At 43.7% G+C, this 13,159-nt stretch carries 13 protein-coding genes; 10 read left to right on the forward strand and 3 right to left on the reverse strand.

The window, feature by feature from the left end; genetic code table 11:
• The first annotated feature begins 115 nt into the window (after positions 1-115).
• The 5 genes from PSE7429_RS16470 to PSE7429_RS16490 all read left to right on the forward strand — a co-directional run bounded on the left by PSE7429_RS16470 (position 116) and on the right by PSE7429_RS16490 (position 6,323).
• On the forward strand, positions 116-1,186 hold the full coding sequence (locus PSE7429_RS16470; RefSeq protein ID WP_009628407.1) for an FAD-dependent monooxygenase: 1,071 nt from the start codon (positions 116-118) through the stop codon (positions 1,184-1,186).
• An 88-nt stretch (positions 1,187-1,274) separates the two neighbouring features.
• Complete coding sequence (locus PSE7429_RS16475) at positions 1,275-2,513, forward strand: DUF1800 domain-containing protein (RefSeq protein WP_009628408.1); 1,239 nt, start codon at positions 1,275-1,277, stop codon at positions 2,511-2,513.
• A gap of 124 nt (positions 2,514-2,637) precedes the next feature.
• Positions 2,638-3,756 (forward strand): DUF1501 domain-containing protein, encoded by a 1,119-nt coding sequence (locus PSE7429_RS16480; RefSeq protein WP_233424373.1) that lies wholly within the window; start codon positions 2,638-2,640, stop codon positions 3,754-3,756.
• 158 nt (positions 3,757-3,914) lie between these two features.
• Positions 3,915-5,795, forward strand: coding sequence for a tetratricopeptide repeat protein (locus tag PSE7429_RS16485; RefSeq protein WP_009628410.1), 1,881 nt, complete (start codon positions 3,915-3,917; stop codon positions 5,793-5,795).
• A 252-nt stretch (positions 5,796-6,047) separates the two neighbouring features.
• On the forward strand, positions 6,048-6,323 hold the full coding sequence (locus PSE7429_RS16490) for a hypothetical protein (RefSeq protein WP_009628411.1): 276 nt from the start codon (positions 6,048-6,050) through the stop codon (positions 6,321-6,323).
• A 426-nt stretch (positions 6,324-6,749) separates the two neighbouring features.
• On the opposite strand, the gene cobS is transcribed toward PSE7429_RS16490, so the two are convergent.
• Entirely contained in the window at positions 6,750-7,505 is a 756-nt protein-coding gene (gene cobS, locus PSE7429_RS16495) for an adenosylcobinamide-GDP ribazoletransferase (protein ID WP_009628412.1), read from the reverse strand.
• A gap of 362 nt (positions 7,506-7,867) precedes the next feature.
• Here cobS and PSE7429_RS16500 point away from each other — a divergent pair, with 362 nt between their 5' ends.
• A complete protein-coding gene (locus tag PSE7429_RS16500; RefSeq protein ID WP_009628413.1) occupies positions 7,868-9,136 on the forward strand; it encodes a S41 family peptidase in 1,269 nt (422 codons plus the stop codon).
• Positions 9,137-9,288: 152 nt separating this feature from the next.
• Here the strand turns inward: PSE7429_RS16500 and cysK are convergent, their stop codons facing one another.
• Positions 9,289-10,242 carry a cysteine synthase A gene (gene cysK / locus PSE7429_RS16505; protein WP_009628414.1) on the reverse strand — a complete coding sequence of 318 codons (954 nt, stop codon included), beginning with the start codon at positions 10,240-10,242 and terminating at the stop codon, positions 9,289-9,291.
• A 218-nt stretch (positions 10,243-10,460) separates the two neighbouring features.
• On the opposite strand from cysK, the gene PSE7429_RS16510 reads away from it, so the two are divergent.
• The 4 genes from PSE7429_RS16510 to PSE7429_RS16525 all read left to right on the forward strand — a co-directional run bounded on the left by PSE7429_RS16510 (position 10,461) and on the right by PSE7429_RS16525 (position 12,742).
• Entirely contained in the window at positions 10,461-10,868 is a 408-nt protein-coding gene (locus tag PSE7429_RS16510) for a ChuX/HutX family heme-like substrate-binding protein (protein ID WP_009628415.1), read from the forward strand.
• Positions 10,869-10,986: 118 nt separating this feature from the next.
• Positions 10,987-11,775, forward strand: coding sequence for a TIGR04255 family protein (locus tag PSE7429_RS16515; protein WP_009628416.1), 789 nt, complete (start codon positions 10,987-10,989; stop codon positions 11,773-11,775).
• Between the two features lie 178 nt (positions 11,776-11,953).
• Positions 11,954-12,130, forward strand: a complete 177-nt coding sequence (locus PSE7429_RS26910) for a hypothetical protein (protein WP_009628417.1) — start codon at positions 11,954-11,956, stop codon at positions 12,128-12,130.
• Positions 12,131-12,742, forward strand: a complete 612-nt coding sequence (locus PSE7429_RS16525; RefSeq protein WP_202950463.1) for a hypothetical protein — start codon at positions 12,131-12,133, stop codon at positions 12,740-12,742.
• Positions 12,743-12,845: 103 nt separating this feature from the next.
• Here PSE7429_RS16525 and PSE7429_RS24565 read toward each other — a convergent pair.
• A partial coding sequence (locus tag PSE7429_RS24565) for an IS1 family transposase (protein ID WP_267879009.1) occupies positions 12,846-13,159 on the reverse strand: 314 nt, incomplete at its 5' end.

A 13,159-nucleotide genomic window follows, 5' to 3' on the forward strand; every position in this document is an offset into this window, starting at 1 on the left:
TTACTGGGTTTGTTTTTTAATTCACTGAAGTGTTGGCTCACTTCAGTGAATTGGTATAACGCGAGGGGCGACAGTTATAATTATCTGAAAGAGATGAATTTAAGCGAGGCTCCAGATGATTTCTACTAAGAGCAGGATCGGTATTATCGGTGCGGGGACATCAGGTGCTTATCTCGCCAGTTTATTAATCCAAGAAGGCTTTCAAGTTGATTTGTTTGAGAAAGCACCCGTGGTTCGTACCGATGGATGTGGCATTTTGATCGTCCAAGCTGGCATGAAAGCTCTGCATGAAGGAAATCCGAGGATCAGCAAAAAAATTATCGACTCGGGCGATCCTGTTAAATTATTTGAGTTCCGCAATCTTAAGGGTGGATTGATCAATGCAGAAACCGTCACCTACGCCGAAGACGAACTACCAGGAATGCTCGTACATCGTAAGGCAATTTTAGAAGCAATTCTCGAAACCTTGCCAGCGAATATAATTCATTTTAATGCGCATTTATCTTCAATCGCCCAAACAGAAAATAGGGCGATCGCCTATTTTAAGGATGGAAGTCATTGGGAAGGAGACTTAATTATTGGTGCAGATGGAATTCTCTCAAAGGTACGCCAGTCAGTCGCTCCAAATATAAAACCATCTTACCTTGGCGATCTCGTTTGGCGGGGAATCGTAGTTGATGATAGCTTCTGTCCCGAAGGAAACTTTTTCGTTTACGTGCGCGGAAGAGGGATTTATGCTAACTTCTTCCATATTGGCGCAAATCGAACACATTGGGGCTTTTTTGTTGAACAGGCGCTAGACGATTCAGAAATTGGCAGATTGCAACCTGCCAATATTGCCATTCCTCCTCAAGAATTAGCGAAACTGCCTGAGGATGCCAGAAATGTCATTGCTTCTACCCCTTTAGAAAGTATTATCTGCCGCTATTCCTATGATATCGATCCCTTGCCCCAGATCTACAGTGGTCGAGTACTCTTAATTGGCGATGCTGCCCATGCCAAAAGCCCAACCCGTGCGCGGGGAATGACTTCTGGTTGGGAGGATGGACTATCTCTGGTGAAACATCTCAAATCTAGTCATAGTATTGCTGAAGCTTTACAAGACTTTCAGAATGAGCGATTGCCCATCGTCCATGAATATCAGAGAACGAGTCGAGAAATGAGCCAAAAAATTGGTCGTCGTTAGAACTTTTATCGACAATCGAGAGTCTAAAGCCAAGTCATCAAGGTTGTCTATCAAGGTTGTCTATGTGCAACTTCATGGAAATAAACTTATGGATCGCATTGTACAGAAAGCTCATTTCTTAAGACGGGCTGGGTTTGGGGCAACCCTCGACGAACTTCACAGCGATACTACCCCTGACGCATTGCTATCAGCATGGTTGCATACATCACCTGAGATCAATGTACCCGCACCTATGCCCATAGTCCAAAAAGGAAAGCAGGATCAGGCAAGAGCCCTGTGGAAATGGTTATTGCCGCAGATGGTAAAAGCAAGTAATCCTTTACATGAGCGCATCGTCAACTTTTGGCGCGATCGCTTTGTGGTATCCCTTCGCAAAACTGGTCGAGCGCAACTCCTGCTGGACTACGAAAGGAGACTACGCACCTACGCCATGGGTGATTTCCAAGAGTTGCTGATGCAGATCACCACCAGTCCAGCCATGCTCAATTATTTAGACAATGATCAAAATCGTTCAGGCAAGATTAACGAAAATTACAGCCGCGAGGTTATGGAGTTGTTTACCCTTGGGCAAGGAAATTACACTGAAAAGGATATCCAAGAAGGAGCAAGGGCGCTAACGGGCTGGCAAGTTAAACTGCGTCCTGAGATGGGTGTGGCGGATGTAACCTTTGTGCCTCGTCGCCACGATGACGGACTTAAGAATTATCTAGGGCATACAGGCAAACTCAGTACCCAAGATGTGGTCGAAATTTTAGCCAATCATCCCCAGACGGCAAGAAAATTAGCGGTGGATCTTTGGAGTACCTTGGCTTATCGCAACCCTGAAACTGAGATCGTCGATCGCCTTGCGGGGGTGTACAAAAAAAATAATCGCAGCATCAAAGCAGTAGTGGCGGCGGTTTTTAATAGTCCTGAATTTTATAGTAGTAAATCCTATCGCAGCCATCTCAAAACACCACTGTATTTTGTCTTGAGTAGTTTGCGCCAACTGCAAATCGAAGCCGATAGCGATCGCGTCATTGGCGACTTACGAGCAATGGGGCAAGTTCCCTATAATGCGCCATCGGTGAAAGGTTGGCAGGGAGATCAGGGTTGGTTGACTGCGCCTTCTTTATTGACAAGGATTAATGTTGCCCAGCAATTCACGAAAGAGTATGGCGATGATGGTGGCTTTAAGTTCGATCCCGATCGCTACAGTGCCAATGATCTGGTTATGGTGCTGCTGGATGGCAATGGCGATCGCCAATTAGAATCGCAATTTACGGGGTTATCTAAGCGGGAAATTGCTGCCTTGATTCTCGCTTCGCCAATCTATCAACTGGCTTAAATCTAACTTAAATCTAAGTGAAAGTAAGCCTTGTCAAGCTGAGTTGATCGTTATTTTAGAAATACTTGAAGGATGAGCAGAAGGATAAGCAAGGAACATGAACAGAAGAGATTTTCTCGCTTTGATGAGCAGTACAGCCGCGATGGCGATCGTCGCTCCCAGTTGCAGTAGCGCTGCTTTAAGTAGCGATCGCAAAACCCTTGTCGTGATCGAACTCGCAGGGGGGAATGATGGGTTAAACACGATCGTTCCCTATAATGATACCAATTATCGCAAACTGCGTCCTACGATTGCGATTAAAGATGGGATTCCCATTTCCAATCAAGCCGCTTTTCATCCCGCTCTCAAGGAGCTAAAGCCGATTTTAGATAAGGGACGCTTGGCGATCGTCCAGAATGTCAGTTATCCTAATCCCAATCTCTCACATTTTCGTTCTAAGGAAATCTGGCAAAGCGCCCATCCTCAAGGATCAAGCGATACGGGTTGGTTAGCAAGGTATTTAACCGATGTGAAGGCGAAAACTGCCGACGCAATTTTCCTTGGCGAAGAATATCCCCTCGCCCTTACAGGTGACAGCGATCGCTATCTGCAATTGTCTCCCAATCTTGCCGTTCAGCAACGGGGCAAACTAGGAGAGGCGATGCGCGCAGTTTATAACAATCCCCAAGGTTCCGAATTTGCGGAACAGGTGCGCCGCTCGGTTCTTGATAGTGAGGAGGCTGTCAAACAACTCACTAAGGATCTCAATCAACGTCAAGCCAATCATGGCTATGCGAAAACGGGAATTGGCAATCAATTTGCACTGCTAGGTCGTGTTTTAGAGTCACAACCAAAGGTCGTCTACCTAACAATTGGTGGTTGGGATACGCACGCAGGACAGGTACGCCGTCACCAGCAATTACTGGGCGATCTGGGTGCAGGGCTAGCTGCCCTTGATCGCGATATCCAAGCCCATAATATGCAAAAAAATGTCTTAATTATGGTGCAGAGTGAGTTCGGTCGTCGTCCTGCCGAAAATGGCAACGGCGGAACCGATCATGGTACGGCTGCTCCCGTTCTGTTATTGGGAAATGTACGCGGTGGTTTATACGGTGGTCAACCCGCATTAGATAGTCTCGTCCAAGGTAATCTGGCAATGCAAGTGGATTTTCGCAGCATTTATGGCGAAATTCTCAATCAATGGGAAGGAATTACGGCATCCAAAGTTTTAGATCGAGATTTTCCGAAGGTTGGTATTTTATAAGCAGCCGCTCCTATAGCTATGGCGAATTGAGTTACAGCACTTTTGTGAATTAAAAAACAAGCCCAGTAATGGTTTTCAAAGCTCAAAATGGCATAGCCATTTTGAGCTTTGGTATAAACTGTTGTAGATCGCTTCAAGCATCCCAGAGAGCTAATTTCATGAAGTTAAGTAAACGAATGAGTGCGATCGGTGGATTAAGTGTTTTCCTTCTGGGGAATAGCTTACCAATGGTGGGATTTGCGGATATCCCCCAACCTTGGATACCCACACAGGGCGGCATTCCTCCCCTCTGCTATCAAGAAAGGATTCAAGCTATTGCTGACGTATCTAATCAATACCAATCTTTCTATTATTTACTCGATCATTATCAAAGAGCAAAGCAGGATCGCCTCCTACTGCAACTATTAGATGGTATGCCTGACAAGCAATTTCCGCAATTGCAAGCATGGGGTTTAATCCAGATTATCCGCATCCATGTCGAAGCAAAGGAATCTGATAAGGCAATTCCTTTGCTTGCGCGGGCGATCGCTCTTCTCCAAGTCCAAGATGTGACTCCAGCGAAAGTGCGCAATCTGTCTATAGTACCGAGTAAATCCGAGCTTTTGAAGGAATTGGGAATGCTGGCGATTTTCTTGAATCAGCCTAAACAAGCGGAAGCAGCACTTTTAATGGGTTTGGAAGCAATGCGTCAAGAAGATTCCTACTCAAGCATTAATTATTTGCTAGATGCTGCCAAGGGTTTCAGAGCGTTAGACCAGCAAGAAAAAGCGATCGCATTGTTAGATCAAAGCCTACAAATTATTGAAGCGAAAAGAAATAATGCAACTTGGGACTATGTTAGTAATTTGAATAAGCTCAGTTGGCAATATCGTATTGTTGGACAAACTGATAAAGCCGATCTGCTATATAGCCGCAGTCTCCAGTATGTGAATAATATTAGAGAGCCGATTGTGAGAGTTGCAGGATTATCGGTGATGGCAGGATCGGTATTTATGTCACTGTCAAAATATGAATTGGATATTTTACCGATCGCAGAGAAAAATACCCTCCTAGAGCAAGGAGAAGCCAAGAAAAGGCAATTGTTTGCCCAAAGCTGGCAAATCATCCGCTCGAATCCTAATCCTGAAATGTCTCGGTATGTTAGTTTTATTGCGGCGAGCTGGATAGAATTTTTGGGAATTGAAACTGCGATGCCGCTGCTCGATACGATTGAAGATCCCGTAAAACGATTTCAAGTGCTAACCCCAATTTTACTTGGCGATCCCCGCAGACATTCCCTAGATGCTGAAGAAATTCCTCTATTATCAAGCCTATTAACCCAAGCAGAGGCGATCGCTTCTGCTATGCAATCCATCGAGGAGCAAGATAGGGCTTGGAATGTTATTGCCATCGCAAACGCTACCTTAGATCGGTTGCCGATCGCGCTAAAGGTAATCGAACGGATTCATGAAAAGACTTTGCAGCAAAAAACTTTAATTGATATCGCTGACAAACTCGCCATTGCCGATCGTCCTGATCGAGCGATCGAGCTGGTGAAAGGTTTACCAGACTCATCTTTGGCGCAGGTATATTACGACGCAATGCGCTCTTATCTTAACCATGGGCAGATCGACATTGCTTTATCGCTACGGAGTCATCTATCCAAAGATTACCAGAATAGTATCCTTACAGAACTTGCCAAAGCCTTAGCCCAAAGCGATCGCACTGAGCAATCCTTGCAGTTCTTAAACCAAGTTACAGAAACAATGTGGCAAGCTGAATCATTTGTTTCTATTATCAATCGAGCTTTGGAGAGTGGTAAGTTCGAGCGGGCGCTTGTGTTTGCTCGACATATGACCAACCATTCCCTAGCAGAGATTCCTTCGCCCACAGACTTACTCGAAAAAGTAGCGATCGCCTACGCCGAGTCAGGTCAGTACGAGCGCGCGCTGCAAATCGCTCAGCCTTTACCAGATCGATCGCTACCTGCTCTCTTTGACTGCGCAAAGCGCCGCCACTCATCAAACTTGCTTGGTGATCAAGACAGAAAAAAACAGTAACTCAATCCTCTCAAGCCTAAAAAGCCTAGTTAAGTAGCTAGGCAGAATTAAAAACCAAAACCAGAGAGCATACCGCCCGCGCAGCGGGCGGTATGCTCTTCTAGGTTTTTAATTTTTATGCCGAACTACTTATAGCGATCACTACGCGCTTCTAAAATAAGGAAAATTACAAAACTGTAATTCTTTTGCTAAGGAAACGATCATTTTTTTAGGTTTTGATGGAATAGTCAAACGCAACTTCACACCATAGCAATGACTACAGCGATGAATAAATTTACTAAATCAATGCCAGTTATAGCGATCGCCTTTCTATTAGGGAGCGCAGTCGCCACAGTACCCAGTTCATTTAACCTAAATTTATCGGCTCAAGCACAATCCGAATCCAATCAGGAAAAACCTCGTAATCGACCACCTCGTCCTGATTTAGATGCCGCAGCGAAGAAGTTGGGAGTAACCAAAGAAAAACTCATTGAAGCTTTAGGCATACCACCTAAACCTCCTGAAGATGGCAACGGCGATCGCCCATAAAGATTAAACCAAGTTAAGAAATGGCTATGCCATTTCTTAACTTGAAAACCCTTAGGGACTTGCGAGAAAATAAGATACCAATCCAGATTTACCAGAATCGGTGGCGCGGCGGAGCCGCGCCACCGATTCTGGTTTTATATTTGGTACTTCATTAAATCGCAAGTCCCTTACGAGGTTTAGTTTTTAATTCATGAAAGTGTTGTCACGCTTTTGTGAATTGGTATAAGTACCTCAGCACAATTAAAATCCAGATCTAAAACCTGCGGCGCACGCTGCGCCGCAGGTTTTAGGGTTGCATATTTAATTAAGCCCACTTACTTACAGCAATTATCGATCAAACGAATCACAAGGAAATTTTTGAAAGCGTTGCAAAGCAATGCTTTCAAAAATTTCCTTGGTTTGGGTTTGAGCGCAAAGCGCTATAACTCATATCAAATAGGCGATCGCGCATAAACTTAACGCTTCAGTCCATTCCACGATCGCACCATAGGTATCTCCCGTCTGTCCGCCGAGTTGTCGGTTAAACCATGCACCAAGCGCCCAAGTAATAGTGAAAGCGATCGCCGATACCCCAAAGGCAAAAGAGATTGCATGGGCAAAATATCCGATCGCGAGATCTCCCACGATCAGTAGAACTGCCACCAGCCAAACTTGCCAATAATGTAAATCCTCCTGATGGAATTTCCCCTTGCCCATCGCCTTGAGATAGGGATAAGCCATAATTGCCCGCAATTGTCCCCACCGAGACCAAGCCCAGACAGCCGCTAAAATCCAAACTCTCTGATCGCTAATCGCCGCCAACGCCATTACTTTTAATAACAAAATCACTATTCCCGCGATCGCACCAAAAGCGCCCGTATTGCTATCTGCCATCACTTCAAGGCGGCGTTCGGGATCGGTCACAGCTAACCCGTCAGCGGTATCCATTGCCCCATCAAGATGCAAGCCCCCCGTGATCAACAGTCCTAATAAAATCGTGAGGAGCGATCGCAGGTAAATGAAATCAGATGAAGGTTTGAGCCACCCCAAACCAAAATCGAAAACAGCGATCGCCAGACCGATTGCCAGCCCAATTAGTGGGGCATAAAGAGCTATTCCCCGAAAATCAAGATTTCCCTGCGTCCGCCAAGGGATACAAGTATAGAAAATTATTGCCGCTGGCAATTTTCGCCAAAACTGCATTTAAAAAAATTCCAAAATATCGATAAATTGAGGAGAGAAATTTCACCCCTTCTTTAATTTATATGACAAATCAAAAAACCAAAGATTGAGTGGCGGCGCTTCGCGCCGCCACTCATCTTTAGGTTTTTGATTTGTTATAGCTAGCTTTACATTGTTATGTAGCTGCCACCAGTCTTGTTAGGACAAAATTAAAACCCAAAATAGTGTTGCCGCGCGGAGTGCGGCAACACTATTTTGGGTTTTATATACTGATACAGTTGACGGCAGCTATAGTTAGAAAAATATGAGAAATCAGGCTTGATGAAAGCTAGATTAGTTAGGATAGAGAGAATATTTTTAGATAAACAGTTTGCGTACAGAGCATGATAAAACAGCGTCGTATTTGGTCTTGGCTCGTCATTGGTTTCGCGATCGCCTTACAGTTTTTCTGGAGCTTGGGGGCAAGTGCTGCGGTTACGGACTATTTACAAGAACAAAAATTTCTCACTAATGTTTGGCAGATCGTCAACCGTTCCTATGTTGACGCTGATTTTAATCATCAAAATTGGTACAAAGTTCGCCGCCAGTTTGTCAATCGTAAATTTAACAGCCATGATGATACTTATCAGGCTATCCGCGAAATGCTTGCCACGCTTGACGATCCTTTTACAAGATTGCTCGAACCCGACAAGTTTAAGAGTATGCAAACCAGTACAGCAGGGGCGTTAACTGGTGTGGGGCTCCAAATTGCTGTTGATGAACCCAAGAATAATGTGATCGTGATTGCGCCGATCGAGGGCTCGCCTGCGGACGCAGCGGGTTTGCGATCGCGCGATCGCATTGTGGGCATTGATAACATTCCTACCAAAGGATTAAGTCTCGATGAATGTGCAACCAGAATGCGGGGAGAGATCGGGTCGGAAGTCAAATTAACGATAGAGCGTCCCCTTGCTGATGATAAGGGATTTGAGAAGTTTGATGTGGTCATTAAACGCGATCGCATTGCAGTTACTCCGATTATTGCCAAGCTCAATCAGGAAGACAATCACAAGGTCGGCTATATCCGTCTCAATCAATTCAATGGCAATGCGGCGACGGATATGGAAAAGACCATCAAAAAGTTTGAAGCAGAAGGAGCCGATCGCTACGTCCTCGATCTGCGCGGTAATCCTGGCGGTCTATTTGATGCAGGGCTAGAAATTGCTAGGATGTGGATTCCTGAGGGAACGGTTGTGTACACAGTGGATCGACATGGCGTACAGGAGAGCTTTGAGGCAAAAGGCAGTGCCATTACAACCGATCCTTTAGTGGTACTGACCGATGGTGGTAGTGCCAGTGCTAGCGAAATTCTGGCTGGTGCATTACAAGAAACCAATCGCGCACAATTGGTCGGCACTAAAACCTATGGAAAAGGCTTAATTCAATCACTTTATGAATTAGAAGATGGTGCAGGTTTAGCGGTAACCATTGCTAAATACGAAACACCCCTCCATCACAACATTCACAAACGCGGCATCATTCCGAATGTGGAAGTTGCCCTTACCGAACCAATTACGCGCAAACAACTCGGAACCAAAGAAGATCCGCAATATGTAGCCGCACTTTCAGTTTTAGATGGAACTTATAAGAAAAATGTAATTGCGAAGTCTTAAACAAAAAGTCTCACAGCAATTATCGATCAAACGAACCATAAGGGAATTTTTGAAAGCGTTGCTTTGCAACGCTTTCAAAAATTCCCTTGGTTTGGGTTTGAGCGCAATGCGCTGTAAACAAAAAGAGACGCGCTTTGCGCGTCTCTTTTTGTTTAGCTAAGTCCCATCAATTCAGGATCTTGGAATAGAGGTGTGCTTAAATAACGTTCGCCAAAACTGGGTTGAATCATCACGACGATTTTGCCCGCATTTTCGGGTCGCTTGGCAATTTGCACGGCCGCATAGAGCGCCGCGCCGCTGGAAATTCCCGATAAAAGTCCTTCTTCGCGAGCTAATCTACGTCCAAAGGCGATCGCTTGCTCATCGGATACAGGAATAATTTCATCAATCAGTTCCGTTTTCAAAACCTCTGGGATAAATCCTGCACCAATACCTTGGATTTTGTGGGGGCCAGGGCGATTACCTGCTAAGACTTGGCTATTGGCTGGCTCCACTGCGATCGCTTTAAACTCTGGCTTCCGCGATTTAATTACTTCGGCAATACCCGTAATTGTACCGCCAGTGCCAACTCCCGAAATCAGAAAATCAACCTGTCCATCGGTATCTTCCCAAATCTCTTCAGCAGTAGTCTTACGGTGAATTGCAGGATTTGAGGGGTTGCGGAACTGTTGCAACATATAAGCATCGGGAGTGCTTTCGCTGATTTCCTTAGCACGACGGATTGCGCCACCCATGCCTTCAGTGCCAGGGGTAAGTTCGAGAGTAGCACCATAGGCGCGTAACATCGCTCGCCTTTCCATACTCATGGTTTCTGGCATCGTTAGGATCAATTTATAACCCTTGGCTGCTGCCACCATTGCCAGTGCAATCCCTGTATTGCCCGAAGTCGGTTCTACCAGAATTGTCTTATTTGGTGCAATCAAGCCCTGTTCTTCGGCTTCTTGGATCATGTTCACACCAATCCGATCCTTGACGGAAGCGGCGGGATTCATGCCCTCTAATTTGACGATAATTCGTGCTACGCAGCCCTCAGCCTTGGGAATGCGCTGCAATTCGACGAGGGGAGTACGACCGACTAATTCAGTTATGTTCTTGGCGATTTTCATAGATAAATGCTTGAATGATTGCGGGTAAATGAGCTTGTAGTCAACTTTAGAGCATTTTTGAGGGCTTTGGAATTTCTTGATATTAAGCGGCGATCGCTACTTTTATGCCCCAAAAGCTACACACACTAACCCTTTTCGGCTTTAATAGGGATATTGCGATCACAAAAAAATTTCACAACATCATCATAAACTTATTAATTAATATTAAATAAACTCCTATGGCTGCTACTTTAAAAGATTTTTTAGAAGAATGTCACACTCTTGGACTAGTTCGCTTGATCGTCACCAGTGATGCGGGCGTGCTAGAAGCAAGGGTGAATATCGAGAAGCTTTTTTACGCGGAACTCCCTAAGGGCAAGTATGCGAATATGCATTCTGAGCATATCGAGTTTCACCTCAATATGGACAAAATCACCGATGTCCGCTTTGAAACAGGCGAAGCCAAACGCGGCAATTTCACTACCTACGCCATCCGTTTCCTCGATGCTGATGATAAGGCGCAAATGAGTGCTTTCTTGCAATGGGGTAAACCAGGGGAATATGCCGAAGGTCAAATCGAAGCTTGGTCTGTTCTCAAAGACAAGTACGGCGAAACTTGGAAGCCTGAGCCTGTAGAGAGTGTTTAAATGAACAACATTACTTTGCAGCTCATAATATATTTTCAACAATCTAGCATTAAATCTAGCATTATAGTTTAGGCTATGATTTTGGCAGTACATATTTTTACGGCGATCATAAAGTTTGATGAATTTCCCTGAGTCCGAACGTGTAATCTACAATCGCAACCCTCTTATAGAAGTTGTGTGTCAATTGCGCTTTCCCCCCATACTCAAAATATCTCATTCTGAGCCAGTTGAGTTTCAGGATGAGGTAAGGTTACAGTATCCTCTTTTTGAGATGAAGCAGTCACAAGTACCACCAGATTTTTTGAAAGTTGCTCAACAGTTTGGTTTGTCTTTGCCAAGTGAGGTTACTTACAGTTTTAAATCAGAAGATCAAAAATGGCATCTCTCTATTACTAAAGATTTTATTGCTTTAACTACTTCTTCGTATGAGAGATATGAGCAATTTAAGCAACGATTTGAAGATGCTGTAAAAATCTTTGAGCGAATATACAAGCCATCTTTTTATACACGTGTGGGACTTCGGTATCAAGACTTAATAATCCGTTCAAAACTTGGAATTGAAGATAAACAGTGGTCAGAATTAATAGCTAAACACATTGCTTCAGAACTTTATGATCCAGAGCTTTCTCCTGCAATTCAAACAATAGTTAAAAATTTAGTTTTCAAAACTGAAAATGGACAAATCAACTTAAATCATGGGCTTGTTAAGGTGAAAGAATCTCAAGACGCGATTGATGAGATTGCTTACCTATTCGATGCTGATTTTTATACAGAACAAAAAATAGAAGGAGATAAAAATGTTTGGAACATACTTAGTGAATTTAACCAGTCCGCAGGTAAGCTCTTCAGGTGGAGTATCACCGACACTCTCCATAGAGCCTTACAACCTCAATCAATTTCGCCATAATCAAACTTCTTCAGGTGTTGATTTTAACAATAAGATTTTCGATAGAGAAAGCGGAAGACCTCTTATACTCAAAACCGCTTCTTTTGATTTAACAATGTCTGATTCATCTTTCTCATTAACTACTGATTGGCAAAGCTTATCTCCAGAAAAGTTGATACTATTGCTCAAGTGTCTTCTTATGATTAAAGCTCTTCCAGAAGCTGCTTTAGAAGAGACTGTTGAGGAATTAGAAAGTATTTCTCGATTCTATGCCAATCGATTTCCTCAATCTAGCTTGCCTGTAATACCTGCAAGTACTATTAAAGGCAAGCTGAAACAGGTGCAGGTTAGACCCACTATTACATTGGAATCTTAATTGTCTGGTAAATTCATGGAAGAGCGGGCTATCTATCTATCATCAGATAAATCTTTCTCATTGCGGCAGGGTGAAATATTGACAGGTGTTATACAATACAAACCTGTCATTGATGAACTCTCACAGCATGGGCAAGAGCTACCGTTTGAAGCTGTTCTTCATCCATATGCAATTGTAATTACGCAAGACTGCGATCTTGATTGGGACTATAAAGCTAGAAATGCACAAGAAATCCTTCAATCATCGAAGCTCTTAAACTCAGTCATTTTGTGTGAAATCGCAGAAGCAAGGGAAATTAGAGATACCGCAGACAACATGAATAGTAAAGAATGGAAGTTGGTAGAATCTCATCGTCATGAAAGATACTACTTTTTTGAGAAAATTCCTCCCGAATGTGAGGTTGATAAAATAGGTTTACCTGAACTCACTGCTGATTTCAAGAAAGTTTTTGGCATAGATGCGGCAACTTTGTATCGTCAAATCGAACTTGGTATAGTCAAGCGAAGAACAGTTTTGATTAGTCCTTACTTGGAGCATTTTTCTAGGCGCTACTATAGCTTCCATAGTAGGGTAGCATTACCTTTTCAGTATGAAAGTGAACGAGAAAGTTAAGAGTATATCTAATTTCAATTTTACCTACAGAACTAAAACTAGATTCTTTTTATCGTTGAATCAAATCTGTTTAGTTAGTAATTATTTTGGGTGTTGGGTAGTCCTAAAAAGGAAAGGACGCACACGGAGGTAAAGAAGTGTTGTAATGATGAATAAAATTCCAAATGGCCCCAATGTGATTTTCCAACTTCTTAGAAAAGGATAAGGTCTTTCTAACTAGTCTAGATACTCGTTGACGTAACGTACAGTTGAATCGCTCAATATAGTTGGTCTTTCCCGTTTCTTTACCGACTGCCCTATGACGTTTGCTGGGAAGGACAACTGGATAAGACGAGTAGAAATCAGTGTAAATAATCGCACATTGTCGATAGACACTAGGCAACGATTCCCATAACTTTTGAGCTGAGTCCCCAGAGC

The sequence above is a fragment of the Pseudanabaena biceps PCC 7429 genome (assembly GCF_000332215.1).
Lineage (GTDB): Bacteria > Cyanobacteriota > Cyanobacteriia > Pseudanabaenales > Pseudanabaenaceae > Pseudanabaena > Pseudanabaena biceps.

What these genes read in the sequence shown, in the direction of transcription:
- cobS (WP_009628412.1), bottom strand. Translation starts at nt 7,505, where the DNA reads ATGCAGTTTTGGCGAAAATTGCCAGCGGCAATAATTTTCTATACTTGT.
- PSE7429_RS16500 (WP_009628413.1), top strand. Translation starts at nt 7,868, where the DNA reads ATGATAAAACAGCGTCGTATTTGGTCTTGGCTCGTCATTGGTTTCGCG.
- PSE7429_RS16490 (WP_009628411.1), top strand. Translation starts at nt 6,048, where the DNA reads ATGACTACAGCGATGAATAAATTTACTAAATCAATGCCAGTTATAGCG.
- PSE7429_RS26910 (WP_009628417.1), top strand. Translation starts at nt 11,954, where the DNA reads ATGATTAAAGCTCTTCCAGAAGCTGCTTTAGAAGAGACTGTTGAGGAA.
- PSE7429_RS16480 (WP_233424373.1), top strand. Translation starts at nt 2,638, where the DNA reads ATGAGCAGTACAGCCGCGATGGCGATCGTCGCTCCCAGTTGCAGTAGC.
- PSE7429_RS16475 (WP_009628408.1), top strand. Translation starts at nt 1,275, where the DNA reads ATGGATCGCATTGTACAGAAAGCTCATTTCTTAAGACGGGCTGGGTTT.
- cysK (WP_009628414.1), bottom strand. Translation starts at nt 10,242, where the DNA reads ATGAAAATCGCCAAGAACATAACTGAATTAGTCGGTCGTACTCCCCTC.
- PSE7429_RS16510 (WP_009628415.1), top strand. Translation starts at nt 10,461, where the DNA reads ATGGCTGCTACTTTAAAAGATTTTTTAGAAGAATGTCACACTCTTGGA.
- PSE7429_RS16485 (WP_009628410.1), top strand. Translation starts at nt 3,915, where the DNA reads ATGAAGTTAAGTAAACGAATGAGTGCGATCGGTGGATTAAGTGTTTTC.
- PSE7429_RS16470 (WP_009628407.1), top strand. Translation starts at nt 116, where the DNA reads ATGATTTCTACTAAGAGCAGGATCGGTATTATCGGTGCGGGGACATCA.
- PSE7429_RS16515 (WP_009628416.1), top strand. Translation starts at nt 10,987, where the DNA reads ATGAATTTCCCTGAGTCCGAACGTGTAATCTACAATCGCAACCCTCTT.